Raw genomic sequence first — 20808 nt, 5'->3', positions numbered from 1 at the left:
AACAGATTTATGTTAAATGTATTTTTAAGTTATTTAATTTTAATAAAATGTTTTTTAAGATTTTCGGCATCCTCATCATTCTGAAAATTCATACCGATAAGATTGGCATGTCTCATTTTATATTCTTTATTCGTCAATAGAAAAACTTTTTTTCTCAAACTCTGATCTAAAGTACTCATTCCTATACTCTTTCGTCTTCTGTCTATATCTTTCACCAAAGCATTTCCTTTTTCTCCTCTTTTTTCAGGATAAAACCATTGATGCACATAGCAACAATCTGCTTTTTCAAGCATTTCTTCTGCTTTATCATGAGGTCGGTCAGGATTACCTTCATTTTTAAAAATTTGAACTATATCGAAATGCCCACTAGAATAATTCTGAGTTCCGTTGTTTAAATCTAAAAGAAAAGCGGCGTTTTCCGGAGTAATCTTTCCTTTGTTTAATGCTTTTACAATTTCGTCTGAAAAATTGACAACTTGCGGACTGTAAAGATTAGTTGCCAATTGATGCCAAATAATAAAATAAAAATTTTGAAAAAAAACTAGATTGGCGGAGCTTAAACCTAAATCATATTCATTCGGGAATCCTCTTTTCTGAATCAAACTTAAAAGTTTCGTACTCGCAATGCTGTCATTCTTGGTAATTTCCTTTTTAAATTTTGCATAATTTCCACCGGAAAGTTTTCTGTAATGCTGATCAATCGTAAATAAAGAATCAAGCTCTTTTCGGTAGCTATTATCAAACTTATTTTTACATTTTAGCTTTTTGTATTGTTCAATATTGGGAAAATGAGATGAAAGAAAATTTTCTTCAAATTTATATTTCATACAATCTAAAGACTGATAATGTTTAAAAGCATTTTCGTAATCCTTCTTATTCAGAAGAACTTTCATATGATTATACAAATCATTCGCATGAGGTTCTTTAAAAGTTTTAAACGTCTTCTGATAATAAAAATCTGCACTGTCTAACTCATTAGTCGCAATCTTATCTTCTGCCGAATTTACGGCTTCATAATAGCTGATTAATTTCTTATTGGTCAATTCATTATTTTGACAATGAAAAGAAGTGTAAACAAGCAGAAAAACAAGAGCTATAAATGATTTCATATTAATGTCGTATTATTTTTAAAACAAAAAAAGCGGACAAATGTCCGCTTCCAATATATAATATTTTCTTTTATGATCTCAACTCAGCATTAAATTCTTTTTGGAAAGATTTAATTAAAGAATCCATTACGTGAGAAATTTCTTTTTCTTCCAGAGTTTTTTCTTCGTTTAACAATTCAAAACTCATTGCGTAAGATTTCTTACCTTCAGGAAGATTTTTCCCTTCATAAACATCAAAAAGATTAATGTTTTTAATGAATGGAGATTTATTCTTTTTAGCCGTTTGATACAATTCCTGATAAGAAATATTCTTGTCAATCAATAAAGCTAAATCTCTTCTGATTTTATTAAATTTAGGAATATCTTTAAACTTCAATTCGTTTTTAGAACGTAATTCCTGAGCAAATTCAAGCTCGATTTCTGCATAGAAACATTCTTGGTCTACATCAAAATCTTTCAGCATTTGAGGCGCTACTTTTCCGATTCTCACCAAAGTTTTATCTTCAGATTTGTATTCAATTGCATCTGAAAATCTTTCGTCAGACAAAGCAATTTCTTTATAATCGATCGCTAATCTTTCAAGCAAAACTTTCACATAAGCTTTCAGGTTGTAGAAATCTGTAGCAGATTTTGGCTGTAACCAGTTTTCAGCAACATTTCTTCCTGAAACCAAAATAGCCAACTGTTTTCTTTCTTCGTACTTCTCTCTTTTGTGGTAGATTTTTCCGAATTCGAAAAATTTGATATCCTGATTTTTTCTGTTGATATTGTAAACCGCATTCTGCAAAAGTCCTTCCAATAAAGACTTCCTCATAAATGCCAAATCTCCGCTTAAAGGGTTTAATAATTTCACAGCATCAGTTTCATCTTTTACAGAAGTTAATGAATTGTTCATTACTTCGTTGAAACCTAAACTCTGTAAAGTTCTTGCCCAAGAATTTTCCAATTCATCCTGATCGTTTGCACTTAATTTTACAGGAGTAAATGAAATTTTTTGCGGAGCGTCGATCTTGTTGTACCCGTAGATTCTTAAAATCTCTTCGATAACATCGATTTCTCTTGTTACATCTGCTCTGTAAGCAGGAACAGAGATTTCAAAACCATTTTGGATATCATTTAAAACCTGAATTTCCAGCGCCTTTAAAATTTCTTTTACTTTTTCTCTGTGAATTTTTGTTCCTAAAATCTGTTCGATTTTTGAAAATCTGATGATGATATAATTATCCTCAATTTTCTTAGGATATTCTTCCAATAACTCTCCTGTCAACTTTCCTTCAGCTAATTCTTCAATCAATTTGATGGCATGAGTAATCGCAGTTCTTGTAATATTAGGATCCACTCCTCTTTCAAATCTGAAAGAAGCATCAGTATTCAAGCCATGGAATTTAGCTCCTTTTCTTACCGCAACCGGATTGAAATAAGCACTTTCCAGGAAAATAGTTTTTGTCTCGCTAGAAGCTCCGGAATTGGCACCACCGAAAACTCCGGCAATACACATCGGATTATCTTGTCCGTCTTTAATGATGATTTCAGAACCGTTTAATGTTCTTTCAACACCATCCAAAGTCGTAAATTTTGTTCCTTCTGCAACAGTTCCTACTTTCACTTTTTTGTCTGCAATTTTGTCTGCATCGAAAGCGTGAAGCGGCTGACCGAAACCGTGAAGAATATAATTGGTAATATCTACAATATTGTTAATTGGGCTTAAACCGATAGCTTTTAATCTGTCTTTTAACCAAGCCGGAGAATCTGCAACTTTTACGTTTTCGATTACTGCACCGATGTATCTTGGTGTTAATTCAGTATCTTCAACTTCAAGTGTAAAGTTGTGCGAACCTTCATTATTTAAGGCAACAGAAGATACTTTTTCAAACTCAGATTTTTGCTGGTTTGTTGAAAGGAATGCATGTAAATCTCTTGCAACCCCATAATGCGACATTGCATCGGTTCTGTTTGGCGTTAAACCAATTTCAAGAACTTCGTCATTCGTTAATTCGAAATAATCGGCAAAGTTTTTTCCTACTTCATATTTGATTTCGTCTAAAACCATAATTCCGCCGTGATCGTCGCTCAAACCTAATTCGTCTTCTGCGCAGATCATTCCTTGAGAAACCTCACCTCTGATCTTTGCTTCTTTAATTTCGAAAAAGCTTCCGTCTTTAGCATAAATTTTAGTTCCCACTACTGCAACAGGAACAGTTTGTCCTTCTGCAACATTCGGAGCCCCACAAACGATATTTAAAACTTTTCCGTTTCCTACATCTACTGTGGTTTTGTTTAATTTATCTGCATTCGGATGTTTTTCACAAGTCAAAACTTTTCCTACAACGATGCCTTCAAGACTTCCCTTTACACTTTCAAACTTATCGATTCCCTCCACTTCAAGACCAATATCGGTAAGAAATTCACCGATTCTTTCGGTTTTCAGTTCTGTTTTGATGTAGTCTTTCAGCCAGTTGCTTGATATTTTCATTAGTAGAATTTTAAATATTTAATCTTCAGGTTTTGCATTCATCATTTTTAACAACCATGAAACACCTCTGAATTTTGCGTCTACAAATGTCGTGTTTTTTTAAGAAATACCGAAATTCAAAAAGGTTAAAAAAATCATATTAATGGTTATTGATAGATTAAAAACAGATTTAAGTAGGGATTAAGATTTGGTTAATAGATTTCATCTAAAATATATTTCTCAAAATTAAATTGTGTGCAATTTAATTTTACCATACCTTTGTCCTATAATTTTAAAACAAAAAAAATGTCATTAATAGAAAATTTAAACTGGAGACACGCAGTAAAAGCTTACAATCCGGAAAAAAAAGTTTCTCAGGAAGATTTAAATAAAATTTTAGAAGCAGCAAGATTAGCGCCTACTTCTTCAGGGTTACAGCCTTTCAGAGTAATCGTTGTAGAAAATCAGGATTTAAAAAATAAAATGGTAGAAGGAGCGCTTAATCCGGAAGTGATGAGAGATTCTTCTCATGTATTGGTTTTTGCAGCTTGGGATAGCTATTCTAACGAAAAAATCGATAAAGTATATGATTATACTACAGATGAAAGAGATTTGCCGAGAGGTCGCTTTGGAAGTTATACCGATAAGATAAAAGACATGTACAACGCACAAACTCCGGAACAACATTTTGCACATACGGCGCGCCAAACTTATATTGCATTAGGTTTAGCGATGGCACAAGCTGCAGAGCTGAAAATAGATTCTACTCCTGCGGAAGGTTTTAGCAATGAAGTTGTAGATGAAATTTTAGGGCTTAAAGAATTAGGTTTGAAAAGTGTAAGTTTGCTGTATCTTGGTTACAGAGACCAGGATAATGACTGGATGGCTTCGATGAAAAAAGTCAGAATTCCTATGGAGGAATTTATCATCAAAAAATAACAATTCGTCAACTTCACTTTCGCACTTATGGAAAATTCAGAATCTTTAAAATTAGAAAATCAAATTTGCTTTCCGCTATACGTGATCGCAAAACAGATTACAGGTCTTTATCGTCCTCTTCTTGATGAGCTGGATATTACCTATCCACAATATCTTGTGATGATGACTTTGTGGGAAAATGATGGTCTTGCTGTAAACAATATTGGTGAAAAGCTTTATTTAGACAGCGGAACTCTAACTCCTCTTTTGAAAAGGCTGGAAGCAAAAGGATTTATCATGAGAAAGCGGAAGAAAGAAGATGAAAGAGTTGTTCAGGTTTTTATTTCAGAATCCGGAAAAGCGTTGCAGCAAAAAGCTTGTGAAATTCCTGCTAAAATGCATCAAAAAGTTGGAGTTTCTAAAGAAGATTGGGCGGAACTCAGCAACAGCGTAAAAAAAATATTAAACAAAATAGACAATCAATGAAAACATTATACACCACAAAAGTGACCGCAAAAGGCGGAAGAAACGGACAAGTAAAAAGCGAAAACGGAATTCTTGATCTTGAGGTAAGAATGCCAAAAGCTTTAGGCGGGGCCAATGACGACTTCACAAACCCTGAAATGCTTTTCGCAGCCGGATATTCTGCATGCTTCGACAGTGCTTTAAATTTAGTAATCAATAAATCTAAAATAAAAACCGGCGAAACTACGGTAACAGCTGATGTAAGTATTGGTCAGATTGAAAATGGCGGATTTGGATTAGCGGTAGAATTAGAAGTTAATATTCCTGAAGTTTCTATTGAAGAAGCTCATGAATTGACTGAAAAAGCGCATCAGATTTGTCCTTATTCTAATGCCACAAGAAATAATATTGAGGTGAAACTTACGGTGACGAATAACTAAAAGTTATCAAAAATCAAAATATAAAATCTGTTTCGAAATAGGAAGCAGATTTTTTTTGTTTATAAAAAATATAATCTTGAATTTTGACAGGAATATTTCTTATTGACAAGTACTAATTCACTCAATAAAAGAATTATTTTCTTATTTTTGACTCTAAAATTTTTCAAAACATTAAAATCATGAAATATATTTTAAGTTTAGGCTTACTTCTGTCTGCGCTTTTCTCTTACGGACAAAACTATCCATTTGCCACAGAATTTGTTAACGGTAAAGTAATTCTTAAAGATTTATCTCAACTGAATGGACAAATAAAATGGTATCCCAGCCAAAATGATAAATTACATTTCAGATCAGATGAAAAAGAAAAACCCACAAAATATACTCCCAATGATATTACAAGCTTTTCTGCTGAAAACTTGAAGTTTGTTCCTTTGTATAATTTCAAAGCTTACGCTGACAATTATGCACTAGTTGGAACCCCGACAAAAATTACAGAGACATTTGGAGAAGTTGTTTCAGAAGGAAAATTCAATATTTATTTTACGTCAATCAGAGGATATAATGCAATTGCAAGAACGTTAGAAGATTATCCTAATTTTGTATTTCAGGATGCTAATGATGCTGACAAAAAACTCTACGCTTATCCTTTCAGAATCAGAATGAAAGAAAAGAAATACGAAAAAGCAAAAGAAGATCTTTATATTCTTTTTAAAGATTATCCAGAAATTGTTGACAAAATAAAAGCTTTCAAAAAAGAAAACGATTTTTTAGAAATCATCAAAATGATTGAAGATATCAACAAATAAATCGGTTTATCTTCCCAAAGGATCTATTTTTCTTAATTCAAAAATTTTGGCTATAAAAATAATTCAAAAGAACTTTCATATTGATCACTGTTCTCGAAAAACAATGATAAAAACAAAAAATATCCTCTTATATCATAGCATTTATTAAATGACAAAAGATGAATTTTTAAAACTATTAAGAAAATCTTCAAAATCCTCATATGATTTTGCTAAAATATATGTGACAAATAAACTTCCTACTGGTTTTAAATATTCCGCTGATCTAAATATTTCTTTTGATGATCCAACTCTTACAGAATTTGATATATATCCTGAGGATAATGGTAAAATGATCAATTTAATTGATGAAAATGAAGTTGTAGAGCTTTTGTGCAGAAAAGGTAAAGTACCTGTTTGGATTGATATTTCTGTTGAATCTGTTTATAAAAATAAAACAATTTTCCGTTTGGATTGTGCAGGTCGTTATTCAGATGAAGAGAAAGAATTTTATTATAATAAACAAGGTACAGGACCATTTGGTATTAAAAGTCCTCTTCTCCCTTCTATTGATTTTAATGGTGAAAAATTTAAACTTAAAAATAATTACCGAAAATCATTGTTTACTATTTTGAAAGAGTGGTTTACATAAAACAAAATTTGTAATTTATAGACAATGTAGAACCTTATCGTTTATCTTCCCACAGAATCACTTTTCTTAAAGGCATCTACTTTTAGATAAGAATCATTCTCTTCTTTTTTCTTTTTATCTGAAATTAAAATTCCGAAAAGATGGTCAATTTCGTGCTGGAAAATAACTGCCGTAAAACCCTCAACCATTTCTGAGAATTTCTGACCTTTCAGATCAACATATTCCAGTTGAATGACTTTACTTCTGTAAAACTGATCTCTAAAATCGGGAATAGATAAATCGCCTTCCGGACCAAGATTCTGTAATTCTGACCTCCAGGTAATCACCGGATTAATGAAATATTCCAAAGGTTCGCCTGCTTTGTCAAAACGCTGTACCCAAATTATTTTTCTGTTGATTCCTACTTGCGGAGCAGCAATTCCTACTCCACCATCAGTTGAAAGAAGTGATTTCTCCATTCTTTTGACCAAAGTTGCCGTGTTTTTGTCAAGCGGATCGATCTCGGTAGAAGGGTTCAGTAAAGTTTTATGTTGATGAACATCGGTAGTCTGATAAATTGGTAGAGCTGAATTGACATCGCCTTGATTAATAAGGGAAATTTCGTTGGGAGTCAACTTTTGAGCATTGATGAAACTGATAAAAAGTATGAAGAGTATGGAGATTTTTTTCATTTTTAAAGGAATGTTGAACAAAGATAAAGGATGTTTTTTAAGTTTTGGCTGAAGCCGATGAATTTTTTACATAAAAAACGGGCTAGAGCCCGTTCCTATTGATATGTATTTCGTTTATTTTTTCTCACGCAGATTCAGCAAATTCAGCAGATAAAAAAATCTGTGACGATCGGTTTGATCCGTGGTATACTTTTTAACAGATTAGTCACTTTAGAGTTTTAATTTTAAAATGTATAAAAGAATACATTAGTTTTAAAAATCAAAGATTTTCTTTGAACACCAACTTGACTCTTTTTCCTTTTTACTTTTTCCTTTTTACTTAATTCTTTAAACCTAATAAGTCTTGGTCATATCCGCCGGAATAATCAGATTAAAATCTGTAGGAATATATTCTTTTTCAGGAATTTTTAATTCATCATCTTCAGATTCAAAAACAGAGATCACCGCCATTTTCAGATTTGGGTTTTTCTGTTTGATATACCAATAAATTCCGCCGAATTCTTTGCTGTGGAAATTTCCGTTATAATGAATAAATGTTTTTCCTGGCTGTAGATTATTTAGAATAGATTCCGCCATTGTTGCATCTTTCGTTGCCTGAGCCGAAATAAAGTTCATCACCTTCGTTCCTTCTGCATGATCGCCCATCATTTTTTTCATTTCAGGATAACCGGGCGTATCTAAAGTTACGTTAATCGGCAATTGAGCTATGTAAGACTTTTCTTTTTCACTCAATTTATTTAAAGATTCTAATCCTTCTTTTGCTGTTTGAGACGCATATTTTCTTGGAATATTGGTTGCAATAAAATTCAGGTTTTTATCTTTTGCAAAATCAACCAAAGGTTTATAATCTGTGGTATAATTATTCCACAAACGAACAGAATCTTTCAGACTTTTTGCTTCAATTTTACCCGCAAGATACTTATTAAGCTGTGGCTGATTATCTCTTTCAAACATTTCGGCACCCAATGTGATCTGCTTATTTTTTTTGTCGTAAAGCCCTTCTGTAACTTTTAACTGAAGCCAGTGCACGATCGAATTATTGTGAAGTTCCCCAAAGAAAACAACATCATAATCAGCAAGCTGTTTGACCATTTTTTCAGCTTTAATGGCTTTTCCTTTTTTATTATAAAACTGATACGGTTTAAAATTTTGCGCTTTAAAAGCAGAAAATCCTAAAACCAATATGGCGATAAAAATATTTTTCATTTTATTAAGTTTTTAAACAAGAATATTACAAATTTATATTGACTGTATTCCAAATGTAGGTTTGTTGGTTTTTCGCAAAGACGCAAAGTTTTCACCTTTATTTTGTTTTTAAGGCGCAAGAAAATCAAAGATTTTCAGCAAGTGATTTATTAATCGAATTATGCAAATATGCAGTTTTAAATTTTATCGAAGATAAAATCCTTGCGACTTAAAAAGTAAATTTAAAAAATTCTTGCGTCTTTGCGTTTTCCAACATTATATCTAAATTTAGAATCAGTGTTATTTGTGATAGACATTTTTGTTTAAGTTCAACAAAAAAGACCGCTTTGAATCTTCAAACAAAACGGTCTTCATCCAATCATCTAATTATTTATTTTTCAAGATCTGCTACCAGATCTTTCCATTCTTGTAGTTCAGGAATTCCGGGCTTTCTTTTTCCGAAGAATTGTACGATAAACTCGCCTTCGCTGTTGAATACTTCGATTGCCGTAACTTCACCATCTTCAGTTGGTTTTTTCACGATCCAAGCTTCAGCGATTTTTGTTACGTCTAAATGTAAATTGAAATCAGGATCCATTACATTAAACCATTGTTGGTGCCACATTGTTTTTTTCACTTCTCCAGTGTGAATCTGGATAATTCCTCTGTTTCCAACGAAAACCATGATCGGAAGTCGTTTTTCAGAAGCATCTTCCAAAACATTTACCACTTTTGAAGGATCAATTTTTTTAGCATAACCTTCCGGAGCCAATCTCAAAGCCTGAGTTCTTGAAACACCGAATTTTCTGGTCATCATAAAGAAATCGTGTGTATCTTTCAATTCTGTCCAAGCTTTTTTGAAACCTTCAGCATCAATTTCTGAATCTTCTTTTTCAGGAGCTTTTGGAGCAATTGCTTCAAATTCGAAAACTTCATTCTGATTTTCAGCTTTAAACTGAGCAACGATAGGATCAAAAGCTTCAACATTGCTGTCTTTCGTTAAATAAATCTTGTGAAGTGCTAAACCATCTTTTCCAAAGAACTGAAGACTCTTTTTATCACCTTCAACTACAGCAAAAGCAAATTTCCAATGATTTTGGAAGATTCTCAAATCGATATCTTCACCTACAAAAAGCTGTGCATGAGGACTGCTGAAATCACCGTTTAAATAAGTTCCTTTTCTTTCGTGAACACACTCGTCATTTCTTGTTAGAGCCATTACTTTTCCTAATTTTTCAACTTCTGTTAAGATGTTTGCAAATTCAGGTTTCAGAACAGTTACTTCTTCTCCTACGTTAGTTAATAATAATTCTGCTTCGCTTACACCCAATTCTGCAGCAGCATTTCTTATTCTCATATGTGGATTTTCTGCTTTCAGAGCTTCCCATTTTTCTTTCAGATCGTTAACTATTGTATTCATTTTATTTATTTTTTTATGGTTAAAACTGTGTAATTTCTTTTGATTAATTCGTCTCCGGTTTTGCTTTTTATTTCTTCTTCTTTTTCAGAAATTTTCATTCTTTTAAAAAGACTTTTAGAAACCGTTTCTTCCATTTCATCCGAATTGTAAAGGGTAAAATCGAATTGAGTAAAAGGTAGAGTTTCCATGAAATCTCTCTGCCCGAAAGTAAGAACAAATGTTCCGTTCTTTTTTAAAACTCTGTAGATTTCATTTAAATATTCTACCGGATTTTCCCAGAAGTAAACCGTATTTACTGTGAATATTTTATCGAAGGTCTTATCTTCAAAAGGCAGTTTCGTTCCTTCATACAAAACAAATTCTGCCTGATTTTTAAATGTTTCATTTAATCTTTTAGCTTCAAGATGCATCGTTTCAGAAATATCAATTCCTGTATATTTTATGTTTTGAGCTAAACTTAAAAGACTTTTTACGTGAGCTGCATTTCCGTGACCAATTTCAAGAATATGCTCATCATCTTCAATTAAAAGAGTTTTGATGCTTTCCAACGTCATTCCGATGTTGGTTTCATTCATCATTTCCCCAATCTGAATACCTTTTTCGCCTTGCGGATTGGCAAGGTTTTGTGCTAATATTTTTAAATCTTTTTGTTCCATATTATCCGAAAATAATCATTGGGTTATTAGTAATCGGATGATCGCAGATAGTACATGGAAAATTGTAAGCTTCGCTGATATTTTCGACCGTAAAAACTTCTTCCGGAGTACCATATGCTGCAACCTGTCCTGATTTCATCAATAAAATTTTATCTGCGTACTGAGCGGCAAGATTCAAATCGTGCAACACAACCACTGCAGAATTTTCATGCTTTGTGAAATTTTTAATGATCTCTAAAGCTTTATACTGATGTTTTATATCTAAATTATTCAGAGGCTCATCCAAAAAAACTAATTTTTGAGTGATCTCATTATTCAATTGAGCTAAAACTCTCGATAAATGCACCCTTTGTTTTTCTCCACCCGATAAAGTATTGTATTCTCTGTCTTTCAAATGATAAACATCGGTTTCATACATCATTTTGTTCATCGCTTCATGATCTTCCTTTTTGGGTTGAGCATCGAAATACGGGTAACGTCCCATCATCACAACATCTTTTACTTCCAAAGGAATATCGTTGGAGTTGTGCTGAGAAAATTTAGCTTTATGTTTGGAAAGTTCGGCAACTTTCCAGTCTCTGATATTTTTATCTTTAAATAAGATTTGATGATTAGTTTTCACTTCATTTGCCAAAACACTCAGTAGACTTGATTTCCCCGCTCCGTTTGGACCAACGATTGCTAAAAATTCGCCAAAGCCCAAAGAAACATCCACATCATTTAGAATATGAAATTCTTTATGTTTATAACTTATTTGCTGAGCTTTTATCATTATACTGACTTTTTAAATTTCAACAAAATAGCAATGAAAATAGGTGCTCCCATCATTGCCGTTAAAATTCCGATGGGTAATTCTGATGGTTCTACTACACTCCTGCTTACTGTATCTGCTGTAAGTAATAAAACACTCCCAAAAATGGCAGATAATGGCAAGATAAAACTGTAATTAGATTTAAATAAAAGCCTTAAAATATAAGGTACAATTAATCCTACAAAACCAATTGTTCCGGAAAAAGCCACGCAACTTCCCACCATTAATGAAACAATGATAACAATTTGTTTTTTTAATCTTTCTACATTAATTCCTAAATGCTGTGCATCTTTTTCGCCTAACATCATCGCATTTAAAGCCTTTCCTTTAGGTAAAAGAATAGTGTAAGAAATAATTGAGATCACCGCTAAAATAATATTCTTCGTCCAAGTTGCTGCGGCTAAACTTCCCATATTCCAGAAGGTTAGATCTCGCAATTGCTCATCTTTTGAAATATAGATCAGAAACCCTGTAATAGAAAAACCGATCGCAGAAATGGCAACGCCCGATAAAAGCATCATAACCACATTGGTTTTCCCTCCGCTTGTAGAGATTTTGTAAACCAGCAACATGGCAAGAAGAGAACCAATAAAAGCCGCAATCCCCACAAGGGAAAATTGTACTGCCTCAGGAAGATATTCTCTGAAATGCCCTCCTAAAACAATTGTAATTGCCGCCATTAATGTAGCTCCTGCCGTCAATCCTATTAAATCTCCGGTTGCTAAAGGATTTCTGAATAACCCCTGCAAACTTGTCCCTGAAACCGAAAGCATACTTCCGATAATGATTGCCATCACAATTCTGGATGCTCTCACATCCCAAACAATATATTTATCACTTAAAGACAAGTCAGAATCTCCTACGATTACTTTCCATAAAACTTCAAACGCAGATCTATCACCGAAATCATAAACCCCTGTATTCAAAGACCATACTGCTATAAAAACGAGCAGTATGGTACTTAATATCATGTAAAAGTATAATTTACTTTGTGCTTTCAACTAAAAGTTTATTTAATGAAACCGCAGCCTCGCCCAGTCTAGGACCGAAACCTGAAACTAAACCACCATCCATTGCGATAATTTTTTTGTTTTTACCCGCATTGGTTTGAGAAACACCCGGCATTTTTAAAGCACCCTCGTTTCCACCTGAACTCTGTAATCCGCTTGAGAAGAAGAACAATAAATCAGGATTTGCTTTTACCACCGCTTCCGGAGTTAAAGGTTTGAAATCTTCAAAATCATTCACAGCATTTTCTCCTCCTGCCAAATTAATTAAGGCCGCCATTGGTGTATTTTTACCAGCAACCATCATCATATTTCCTCTTGCGTAGATGAATAATACTTTAGGTTTTTTAGCGATAGGCTGAACTTGTTTTAAATCGGCATCAATTTTATCATTTAATTTCTGATAATCTGTGTTTCCTATTGCTTTTGCAACATCAGCAATTAATTTTTTGGTTCCTTCTACTGTATATTCCTGCTTGAAAGTTTCAGTTTTGATTCCTGAAGCTTTTATTTTACCCATCAATTCTGGGTTGATATCTTTATCTGATCCTAAAATCAATGTAGGCGAAACCGCCATGATTGGCTCAATGGTAATTGATCTTACATGACCTAAATTTTCTGAAGATTTCTTTAAAGATTCAGGATACGTACTGGTAACATCTGTTGCTACAATTTCTTTTTCGTGACCTAAAGCGGCAACAATTTCAGTAATTCCACCGTTTAAAGTTACAATTTTATTGTTTGATTTTGGAGCTTCTGCAACAAGTTCATTTCCGTTTTCTGTAGGCTTTTGCACTTCTTTTTTGCAAGAATATACTGCCATTAAAACAGAAGCGGCAAGGATGAATTTTTTCATTTTTATTTTTATCTGATTTATTTTTGAATTATAAAGGTTTGTACTCAAACTGAGGTCTTCCTCTTTCTCCTGCTGTATTGGTAATTCTTGTAAATCTTAGTTTAAAGAAATAGCCTTCTGCATCTTTTACCACGTAAAAACGGTCACCGTAAACTTCTAAACCATTTGCACCTACAGGATTTCTCCAATTTGAACCAATTACACGCTGATCATTGGTGATAAATTTAGAGTGATCGATATCAGATGTTTTAAAGTTTGTATAAGCTTCAACTCCCGATGATGTTGAAGGAACAATTACTTCATAAGCTGCTGCACCACCAACATTATTCAATGTTACAAAATCTGCATAAATATAACTTCCCGCTCCAGTAATTGTGTTAGTGAAAACCGTAAAACAGATATCCCATCTCTTTTTCTCCGGTTGAATAGAAACCTCTGAATTATTTTTTAAACTAACGAAATTATAATTATAGGTACTATTTTTAGTTAAAAATAACTCTTTGTGTGTAGTAGAATTTAGCTCTGCGTATTTTACTTTATATCCTGTTCCTGATCTCACTACCTGCACTTTCATCCAACCTCTATCATCTCCTCCTGTTACTACTGATCCAATTGGTACCGAACCTGTAAAAACTTCTTTACCCATATTTACAAGATAAACCGCATTATCAGAATCATTAGCTTTAATTTCTTCTATGGCTGTATAACCTGAAGGAATATTACCATTTACATCATCGATATAATTAATATTTGAAGGATTGAAATTTGCAACCTGTACCTGAGTTTTAAGAGTCGCCACACTTGCTTCAGTTACCAAATCAATATTGGTAGCACCGGCGATTTTTCCGGCAGCCATCATAATTGAAGAATTTAAAATTACTTTAAATTCGTTTCCAGTATAAAACCCTAAATCCCAATTGGATCTTTTGGTAAGAATTTCTGTTTCTGTTCCTAAGTCAAACCATACCTGATTGGGCTGCGTAGGTCCTCCTACATCAGGATCAACTCTTGCACCATCTGATTTAGTAACCAAAACCGGATCTTCGTTGTCGTTAATACAAGACTGAGAAATAAAAGAAGTACCAATTAATAGGCAAAATAGTATTTTTTTCATTTTAATTCTTATTAAAAATTATAATTTAATCTGGCAAAATAACTTCTACCATAGAAAAGGTTCTGTTGATCTGCAGGTCCGTTGTGAGAATTACCTGCTTGTACCGTATTTCTTACGCTTGTCACATCAAAAATGTTTTTAATACCTAAACTAACTTCGAAATGATTGTTAAAGAAAGGTTGACTCACAGTGAAATTAAGCATATTAAATCCTCCGATTTCTCCTAAAACATATTGTCCTGGATCTTGCGGATTTTGAGCATCAGTTCTCAATGTATATTTTCTTTGTTCACCTGAATATTTGTAATAAAGAGCAAATAATGTTTTGCTACTTGAAAGCGTATAATTGGCTGCAAAATTTGCTTCTGCATAATAATTATAGTCGTCTGGAGATGTCAGATTTCCTGAATTTAAAGCCTGAGAAATCCCTATCATTGAAACTCCTGCATTCAATGTTAAATCACCTTTTCTTACATTAACACCTCCACCAAATAATAATGATCTGTAATTATTTACATTCAGATAAGTAATTTGTAAAGGGCTGTTATTAATAACGACATCTTCAATTCTATTCTTCACATCAAGATACATTCCTGAAAGACTGAAATTGAATTTCCAATTGTTTGAGTTTGTCAATGCATAATCCCAAAATAAACTTGCAGAATATCCTGTTTCCGGTGTAAGATTTTCGTTACCTCTAATATCGTGATTATTATCAACTACATAAGTATATAGCTCGTCGTATGTTGGGAACCTGTTTGCCGAACCAAAAACTGCACGAAGATCTGATTTTTCTGAAGTTTTGAATCTTGCTGTTGCGGAATAATTATATTGAGAATCAAATTTATCGCTTAAAGCCATACGTACTCCAGGACGTAGTGATAACCAATCATTTATATTCCATTCAGCAGAAATAAAATTGGCATAATTGAAAATAGTTCTTTCAATATTGATTCCATTATTATTACTTTCAAATGTTGTAGCATCTGCAAAGCCTTTTGTTCTGTCTAATTCGTAACCTAATTGGAAATTGATTTTTTCATTATCTAAAAAGTTACTGAACATCCCTCTTGAATACAGTACATCAGATTTATAAAAAGTTTTTTCCGGTTGTCTGGAAACCTCTTGTCTGTTAGGAACATCATAAATATAATCCTGAGATTTTCTTTCCTGGCTTTGGTAAGAGAAATCTCCATGATAATTGATTCTACCTATTTTAGTTTGAATATTAAATTGATGAATCCACCTTTTAGTATTGTAGTCAATATCTTCCGAAGTATATGTTCTATTTCCCTCCCCAAGATAATCTTCAATGACTAAAGGGTTATAATAATTTATTTTTTCTGAAAGGAAATTTAATTTATAAAATAAACTTGTGTTTCCTTTGCTATATCTTACAGCTCCATTTGCTGTAACCATGTCTTTGGGTTGCCAGTCATAACCTCTTTTCCCGTCATTGCTTTCACTGAAATATTTATAGCCATTTAAAAGACCTTTATATCCCTGGAAATCATTATGGTTAACATCTGCAGTTACCGACCAGTTATCATTAATTCGATATCCTAAATTTAAAGATTGAATATGACGACCATTTCCTTTTTTAAACCAATCATAATCTTTACCAACAGTTTCTTCCTGAAGAGATGCAATTGCAGTAAATTTCTTTGCGTAATTTTTCTTTGTAATAATATTGATAACTCCAGCTACTGCATTATTACCATATTCTACTCCCATTGAGCCTTTTACGACCTCAATTCTTTCAACATTATTCACATTCAATTTGGTAAGGTCTACCAAATTCCCCATTCCTTCGTCAGTTACTACGGGAATATTATCAATAAGGATTTTTGTGTAAGCACCACTCAATCCCATAATATTTGCATTAGAATTTCCTGAGCCCCTACTTGGTTCTATTAAAATGTTTAGATTTTGATTAAGAACTTCCGCAACATTCGTCACAGCCATATTTTTAATTTGCTGTGCGTCAATCACCTCAACTTTATAAATTGATTTGTTGATTGATTGTTGCATATATTGTCCGGTAATGACAACTTCTTCTATTTTTTTCTGATTTAGAGAATCTTTTTCCTGTGCATTTATCCAAAAAATTGCAGATAATGACACCACTGAAAACACCTTCTTCTTCATAAACTCAAAATTTTCGACAAATATAGTGCTTTATTTAGAATAAGTAAAAATAATTGATATTTTATGAGATGATATTTTATAGGTTAATAATGATAAGTAAAGTTTGATAATGATAACAAACATCTGAAAAGTAGTTTTTTAGATATTTATTTAACTCAAATTTTAATTAAAAACAAGATAAAAATCATATTTTATTTAGAATAATTAAAAACTAATTGTTAATTTTGCACCATATTTAAAATAATAGAAAAAATGAAATTAAAATTACTCTTTACAGGATTAGCATTTTCAGCTATTACTGTTAATGCACAATTATCTACACTTGATGAGAATTTTGAGAGCGCAGTTATTTCAACTCCTGCAAACTACAACAACCTTGTAAGTGGCTGGACAAAAAAAGTGAATCAAACTTCACCGCATAATATATATGTTGATCAAGCTAATGGGAATAAATATGTAAATTTTTATTCTGCAGGTTCATTGGCAGCAGACGTTTTTTTAATTTCTCCACAGATCGTAGCACCGGATGGTACGAAACAGTTAAGTTTTACAGCAAATCGTTTGGAAGGATATGCTACATTAGAAGTAGGATTAATCGACAATCCTGAAAGTCTTGCTGCAAACAGCGGTGTTCCTGCTTCATACCAATTGCTTCAGACATACACTTTTTCTACGACAAATACGCCTACAGTAACTCCATTTACAGTACCTGCATCGTCTAAACAATATATCGTATTTAGATATCGTAATCCACAACCGTTATTCCCAGGATCTACATCGTCGCATGCTGTACTTTCTGTAGATAACATAAAATATAATACAGCTGCTAACTTAGCTGTATCAGATGCGTTTAAAAATAACGATATTAATTTCGCTGTAAATTCAAATAATACAGCATTAAAGTTTGTTGGTAAAACAGAAATCAAAAATGTAAATATTTATTCTGCCACTGGACAAAATGTAGCTTCTGGAAAAGTAAATGATAATAGTTTTAGCATCAATACTCTTCAAACCGGTGTTTATTATGTTTTGATAGAAACTAAAGATGGTAGCGCTGTTAAATCAAAATTTATCAAAAAATAATTGATTTAAAATATCTTTCTAAAAAGTTGGTTGCGTCACGTAACCAACTTTTTTTTTATTTTAAATAAATGAAATACAACACATTACATATAATTACTAATTTTAAAAATTTAAAAACAAGATAAATATCATGTTTTTATTTAGAATTATTAAAAATAATTATATAGTTTTGTAGAATAATTCTAAATAAGGAACAAGGTTATGAAAACAAAACTATTTTTGGCGTCACTTTTTGCTTTATCGGTTCAGCAAACTGTATTGGCTCAGACAGATGCAAACGGATATACTACGGTAAACCTTACAATGGGACCTTCGTATCAAAACAGAGTGTTCTTTGATTTTAGCGCAAACAATATTGTATCTCAAACAGCAAATTCTTGGGATATTGCTTTCTATAGAAACTCTACGTATGGATTTGGAACCAGAATGAATGATGCCCAAAATGTAGAAGTATACCAAGCTTCAAATAATGCAAGCAACTGGAACTCTATCACAACGAATAATGTTTCTACTTACGGAGCACCATTATACAATCTAGACAATACAAATACTATTCAGGAAGGAGCTTTTGAACAAGGTTCTGCCACTTATGGATGGGGAGAATACAATCCTTCAAATCATCATGTGGTAGGAAGCGTTATTTTCATTTTAAAATATCCTTCAGATGTTTTCTATAAATTTATGATAGAAGATTTCTTTGGCGGCTACACTTTTAAATATGCAAAATGGAATGCTGCCACTTCATCTTGGGATGCTACACAAACAAAAACTATTGCAAACGGTACTGATGATGCCTTTTTCAACTATTTCTCTTTTGCGACAGGAGATAAAGTTGCAAATCTTGAACCACCAAAAGCTAACTGGGATATGATGTTTACAAGATATTGGAACGATTATCCATACGTTGATCAACAAGGGAATCCACAAACAATGAAATACAGATTGTCTGGTGTTATTCAAAGTCCTAATGTTACCGTAGCAAAAGTGCAACCGGAAACTCAAGCTACAACAACAGCTAATTTACCAGCTTCAACAGCATTCTCTAGTAATATAACTACCATTGGACATTATTGGAAACCTACCATTGGATTACCTTATTCTGATGTCGTTTATTATGTAAAACAAGGCAATGATTATTACAGAATGTACTTTATTTCAAATGATGGAAGCTCTACAGGAAATATGTACTTCAAATACAAAAATATTACTACCACTTTAGGGATTACAGAAGTTAGCAAAAAAGCTTCTTTCGGTATTTATCCAAACCCTACAACGGCTGACAAAAAAGTAACGGTTTTATTTGATGTAAAAGAAAAAGATAACAACAAAGGAAGCGTTGAAGTTTATGATCTTACCGGTAAAAGAGTTTACAATGCAGAACTAAGCAATCAAGCTGGTTTCTACAAGCAAGATCTTAATCTATCTCATCTTGCATCCGGAAATTACCTCGTAAAAATTACTTACGGTGGAAAAACGGAAACAAAAAAACTTATTGTAAAATAAGAGGAGTAAAGAAGTGAATTTGCTTCGCAGTGAATTGTCAATAGTCAACTTTAAATTCACCATTGACAGCGAAGCTAATTGACCGTTCACCACAAAATTAATACTTTCTATTTTTTCTAATAAAAAGGCAGTTTCAAGAATGATGAAACTGCCTTTTGACTTTTCTAGCTTCTAGCTTCTAGCTTCTAGCTTCTAGCAAAATTAATAAATCTTAAACCCTTTATAAACCTGTGCTGTTTCTTCAAGTATTTTAGATGCGTTTTTTCTGAAATCCATTAGATGATCTGCTCCGTTGTGTTGGTTATGATGCTCTACACTTTCCCATAATTCAATCAGGAAAAAAGTACCTTTATTATCTTTATCTTCAATTAAATCATATTGCAGACATCCATCTTCTTTTCTGGTCTCTCTTACCAAGGTCTGAAACAGTTCTACAGCTTCCATCAAATTATTTTCTTTAAATCTGAAAAGAGCAACGATATGTAAATTCATGTATTATTTTTAGGCTGTAAATGTAAATTATTTTTGATTTTAATTGAATTCAAATTCTGCTAAATTTTTCACAAAAAACATCTCTATTATCTAAAATCATCTTTAAAGAACATTCCAAACTGAATCCCGAAACACACATCCCGTATCTCTTATCCCGAAACTAAAAAACAGATTTATAAATCGTAATCGAGCTCATCACAATGACCAAAGTTCCTATAATAATAAACATATTTTTTACAGGAAGTTTTGCGGTGAGCATTGCAGAAAATGGCGCAGTAATAATTCCGCCAATTAAAAGTCCTAAAATAATATTCCAGTGCTGAATTCCTAAAGTTAAAAAGAAAGTCACTGCAGCAGTTACAGTCAGGATAAATTTTGCAACCGTAGAGCTTCCCACTGCAAATCTTGGGGTAAAAGCATTCTTAATCAAAGTTCCGGTCACCAAAGGTCCCCATCCTCCACCAGCAAAAGAATCGATGAAACCACCGATAACTCCCAATCGGGTAAGGTTTGTCTTTTTCTTTAAAGCTCTATTCTGTTTAGGTTTAAAAGCATTTGATAAAATCTGAATTCCAAGATACAAAGTGTAGAAAGAAATCACCGTTTTTGTAATTTTCGAATAATATTCGCCCAGATAAGTCAGCGAAACGGCTCCGATAATTGCTCCAATAATTGCAGGAATAGCCAGTTTCTTCACCAGACTTTTACTTACATTTTTAAGTTTAATGTGACTGATACTTCCGGCTGCCGTTGTAAAACTTTCAGCAGAATGAATACTTGCACTTACTGCATGCGGAGGAATTCCCAGAAATAAAAGTGTTGTGGTGCAAATCACGCCATATCCCATTCCCATTGATCCGGCGACAACTTCAGCAAAAACTCCTACCAAAAGCATCCAATAAAAAATGTAATTGTCTTTGGCAAGAATAATTTCAAGTTCATCTAAATATCCTAAACTGTACAGTGACAGAAATGTGATTGCCAAAACAGCAACCGTAATAAAAAGTACATTGAGCCTGAACTGAATTTTTTGTGAAATTACCAT

20 protein-coding genes are annotated in these 20808 nt (G+C 32.8%); 7 read left to right on the top strand and 13 right to left on the bottom strand.

Annotation, left to right across the window (positions count from 1 at the left end):
* Positions 1-29: 29 nt before the first annotated feature.
* Positions 30-1109, bottom strand: a complete 1080-nt coding sequence (locus BUR17_RS16475; RefSeq protein WP_074231692.1) for a hypothetical protein — start codon at positions 1107-1109, stop codon at positions 30-32.
* A 70-nt stretch (positions 1110-1179) separates the two neighbouring features.
* Positions 1180-3582, bottom strand: coding sequence for a phenylalanine--tRNA ligase subunit beta (pheT, locus tag BUR17_RS16470; protein WP_074231691.1), 2403 nt, complete (start codon positions 3580-3582; stop codon positions 1180-1182).
* A 285-nt stretch (positions 3583-3867) separates the two neighbouring features.
* On the opposite strand from pheT, the gene BUR17_RS16465 reads away from it, so the two are divergent.
* From BUR17_RS16465 to BUR17_RS16445, 5 genes are all read left to right on the top strand, one after another.
* Positions 3868-4500, top strand: a complete 633-nt coding sequence (locus tag BUR17_RS16465; protein ID WP_074231690.1) for an NAD(P)H-dependent oxidoreductase — start codon at positions 3868-3870, stop codon at positions 4498-4500.
* 27 nt (positions 4501-4527) lie between these two features.
* Positions 4528-4965, top strand: a complete 438-nt coding sequence (locus tag BUR17_RS16460) for a MarR family winged helix-turn-helix transcriptional regulator (RefSeq protein WP_074231689.1) — start codon at positions 4528-4530, stop codon at positions 4963-4965.
* Positions 4962-5384 carry an organic hydroperoxide resistance protein gene (locus BUR17_RS16455; RefSeq protein ID WP_074231688.1) on the top strand — a complete coding sequence of 141 codons (423 nt, stop codon included), beginning with the start codon at positions 4962-4964 and terminating at the stop codon, positions 5382-5384. The genes BUR17_RS16460 and BUR17_RS16455 overlap by 4 nt, the downstream gene beginning before the upstream one ends.
* 179 nt (positions 5385-5563) lie before the next feature.
* Positions 5564-6190, top strand: a complete 627-nt coding sequence (locus BUR17_RS16450; protein WP_074231687.1) for a hypothetical protein — start codon at positions 5564-5566, stop codon at positions 6188-6190.
* A gap of 148 nt (positions 6191-6338) precedes the next feature.
* Positions 6339-6818 carry a hypothetical protein gene (locus BUR17_RS16445; protein ID WP_074231686.1) on the top strand — a complete coding sequence of 160 codons (480 nt, stop codon included), beginning with the start codon at positions 6339-6341 and terminating at the stop codon, positions 6816-6818.
* A gap of 41 nt (positions 6819-6859) precedes the next feature.
* Here the strand turns inward: BUR17_RS16445 and BUR17_RS16440 are convergent, their stop codons facing one another.
* From BUR17_RS16440 to BUR17_RS16400, 9 genes are all read right to left on the bottom strand, one after another.
* Positions 6860-7489 (bottom strand): peptide deformylase, encoded by a 630-nt coding sequence (locus BUR17_RS16440; RefSeq protein WP_074231685.1) that lies wholly within the window; start codon positions 7487-7489, stop codon positions 6860-6862.
* A gap of 333 nt (positions 7490-7822) precedes the next feature.
* Complete coding sequence (locus BUR17_RS16435) at positions 7823-8695, bottom strand: ChaN family lipoprotein (RefSeq protein WP_074231684.1); 873 nt, start codon at positions 8693-8695, stop codon at positions 7823-7825.
* 370 nt (positions 8696-9065) lie between these two features.
* Complete coding sequence (locus BUR17_RS16430) at positions 9066-10094, bottom strand: hemin-degrading factor (RefSeq protein ID WP_074231683.1); 1029 nt, start codon at positions 10092-10094, stop codon at positions 9066-9068.
* A gap of 5 nt (positions 10095-10099) precedes the next feature.
* Positions 10100-10750 carry a class I SAM-dependent methyltransferase gene (locus BUR17_RS16425; protein WP_074231682.1) on the bottom strand — a complete coding sequence of 217 codons (651 nt, stop codon included), beginning with the start codon at positions 10748-10750 and terminating at the stop codon, positions 10100-10102.
* Between the two features lies 1 nt (position 10751).
* A complete protein-coding gene (locus tag BUR17_RS16420) occupies positions 10752-11522 on the bottom strand; it encodes a heme ABC transporter ATP-binding protein (RefSeq protein ID WP_074231681.1) in 771 nt (256 codons plus the stop codon).
* Positions 11522-12562 carry a FecCD family ABC transporter permease gene (locus tag BUR17_RS16415; protein WP_084550706.1) on the bottom strand — a complete coding sequence of 347 codons (1041 nt, stop codon included), beginning with the start codon at positions 12560-12562 and terminating at the stop codon, positions 11522-11524. Before BUR17_RS16415 ends, BUR17_RS16420 begins: the two co-directional genes overlap by 1 nt.
* Complete coding sequence (locus BUR17_RS16410; RefSeq protein ID WP_074231679.1) at positions 12546-13424, bottom strand: heme/hemin ABC transporter substrate-binding protein; 879 nt, start codon at positions 13422-13424, stop codon at positions 12546-12548. Before BUR17_RS16410 ends, BUR17_RS16415 begins: the two co-directional genes overlap by 17 nt.
* 28 nt (positions 13425-13452) lie before the next feature.
* Entirely contained in the window at positions 13453-14538 is a 1086-nt protein-coding gene (locus tag BUR17_RS16405) for an HmuY family protein (RefSeq protein ID WP_143747610.1), read from the bottom strand.
* A gap of 11 nt (positions 14539-14549) precedes the next feature.
* Complete coding sequence (locus BUR17_RS16400) at positions 14550-16685, bottom strand: TonB-dependent receptor plug domain-containing protein (RefSeq protein WP_074231677.1); 2136 nt, start codon at positions 16683-16685, stop codon at positions 14550-14552.
* 252 nt (positions 16686-16937) lie between these two features.
* Between BUR17_RS16400 and BUR17_RS16395 the strand changes: the two genes are divergently transcribed.
* Both BUR17_RS16395 and BUR17_RS16390 read left to right on the top strand, forming a co-directional pair.
* Positions 16938-17768, top strand: a complete 831-nt coding sequence (locus tag BUR17_RS16395) for a T9SS type A sorting domain-containing protein (RefSeq protein WP_074231676.1) — start codon at positions 16938-16940, stop codon at positions 17766-17768.
* Between the two features lie 201 nt (positions 17769-17969).
* Entirely contained in the window at positions 17970-19271 is a 1302-nt protein-coding gene (locus tag BUR17_RS16390) for a T9SS type A sorting domain-containing protein (protein ID WP_074231675.1), read from the top strand.
* A gap of 201 nt (positions 19272-19472) precedes the next feature.
* On the opposite strand, the gene BUR17_RS16385 is transcribed toward BUR17_RS16390, so the two are convergent.
* Together BUR17_RS16385 and BUR17_RS16380 are read right to left on the bottom strand one after the other, a co-directional pair.
* Positions 19473-19763 (bottom strand): putative quinol monooxygenase, encoded by a 291-nt coding sequence (locus BUR17_RS16385; RefSeq protein WP_074231674.1) that lies wholly within the window; start codon positions 19761-19763, stop codon positions 19473-19475.
* A gap of 160 nt (positions 19764-19923) precedes the next feature.
* Positions 19924-20808, bottom strand: coding sequence for a sulfite exporter TauE/SafE family protein (locus BUR17_RS16380; RefSeq protein ID WP_074231673.1), 885 nt, complete (start codon positions 20806-20808; stop codon positions 19924-19926).

This window comes from Chryseobacterium scophthalmum (assembly GCF_900143185.1).
Lineage (GTDB): Bacteria > Bacteroidota > Bacteroidia > Flavobacteriales > Weeksellaceae > Chryseobacterium > Chryseobacterium scophthalmum.
This window is presented reverse-complemented; position numbering and strand designations above follow the sequence as displayed.

Excerpts from the sequence above, each read along its gene's own strand:
- BUR17_RS16475 (WP_074231692.1), bottom strand. The coding sequence starts at position 1,109 with ATGAAATCATTTATAGCTCTTGTTTTTCTGCTTGTTTACACTTCTTTT.
- pheT (WP_074231691.1), bottom strand. The coding sequence starts at position 3,582 with ATGAAAATATCAAGCAACTGGCTGAAAGACTACATCAAAACAGAACTG.
- BUR17_RS16465 (WP_074231690.1), top strand. The coding sequence starts at position 3,868 with ATGTCATTAATAGAAAATTTAAACTGGAGACACGCAGTAAAAGCTTAC.
- BUR17_RS16460 (WP_074231689.1), top strand. The coding sequence starts at position 4,528 with ATGGAAAATTCAGAATCTTTAAAATTAGAAAATCAAATTTGCTTTCCG.
- BUR17_RS16455 (WP_074231688.1), top strand. The coding sequence starts at position 4,962 with ATGAAAACATTATACACCACAAAAGTGACCGCAAAAGGCGGAAGAAAC.
- BUR17_RS16450 (WP_074231687.1), top strand. The coding sequence starts at position 5,564 with ATGAAATATATTTTAAGTTTAGGCTTACTTCTGTCTGCGCTTTTCTCT.
- BUR17_RS16445 (WP_074231686.1), top strand. The coding sequence starts at position 6,339 with ATGACAAAAGATGAATTTTTAAAACTATTAAGAAAATCTTCAAAATCC.
- BUR17_RS16440 (WP_074231685.1), bottom strand. The coding sequence starts at position 7,489 with ATGAAAAAAATCTCCATACTCTTCATACTTTTTATCAGTTTCATCAAT.
- BUR17_RS16435 (WP_074231684.1), bottom strand. The coding sequence starts at position 8,695 with ATGAAAAATATTTTTATCGCCATATTGGTTTTAGGATTTTCTGCTTTT.
- BUR17_RS16430 (WP_074231683.1), bottom strand. The coding sequence starts at position 10,094 with ATGAATACAATAGTTAACGATCTGAAAGAAAAATGGGAAGCTCTGAAA.
- BUR17_RS16425 (WP_074231682.1), bottom strand. The coding sequence starts at position 10,750 with ATGGAACAAAAAGATTTAAAAATATTAGCACAAAACCTTGCCAATCCG.
- BUR17_RS16420 (WP_074231681.1), bottom strand. The coding sequence starts at position 11,522 with ATGATAAAAGCTCAGCAAATAAGTTATAAACATAAAGAATTTCATATT.
- BUR17_RS16410 (WP_074231679.1), bottom strand. The coding sequence starts at position 13,424 with ATGAAAAAATTCATCCTTGCCGCTTCTGTTTTAATGGCAGTATATTCT.
- BUR17_RS16405 (WP_143747610.1), bottom strand. The coding sequence starts at position 14,538 with ATGAAAAAAATACTATTTTGCCTATTAATTGGTACTTCTTTTATTTCT.
- BUR17_RS16400 (WP_074231677.1), bottom strand. The coding sequence starts at position 16,685 with ATGAAGAAGAAGGTGTTTTCAGTGGTGTCATTATCTGCAATTTTTTGG.
- BUR17_RS16395 (WP_074231676.1), top strand. The coding sequence starts at position 16,938 with ATGAAATTAAAATTACTCTTTACAGGATTAGCATTTTCAGCTATTACT.
- BUR17_RS16390 (WP_074231675.1), top strand. The coding sequence starts at position 17,970 with ATGAAAACAAAACTATTTTTGGCGTCACTTTTTGCTTTATCGGTTCAG.
- BUR17_RS16385 (WP_074231674.1), bottom strand. The coding sequence starts at position 19,763 with ATGAATTTACATATCGTTGCTCTTTTCAGATTTAAAGAAAATAATTTG.
- BUR17_RS16380 (WP_074231673.1), bottom strand. The coding sequence starts at position 20,808 with ATGGTAATTTCACAAAAAATTCAGTTCAGGCTCAATGTACTTTTTATT.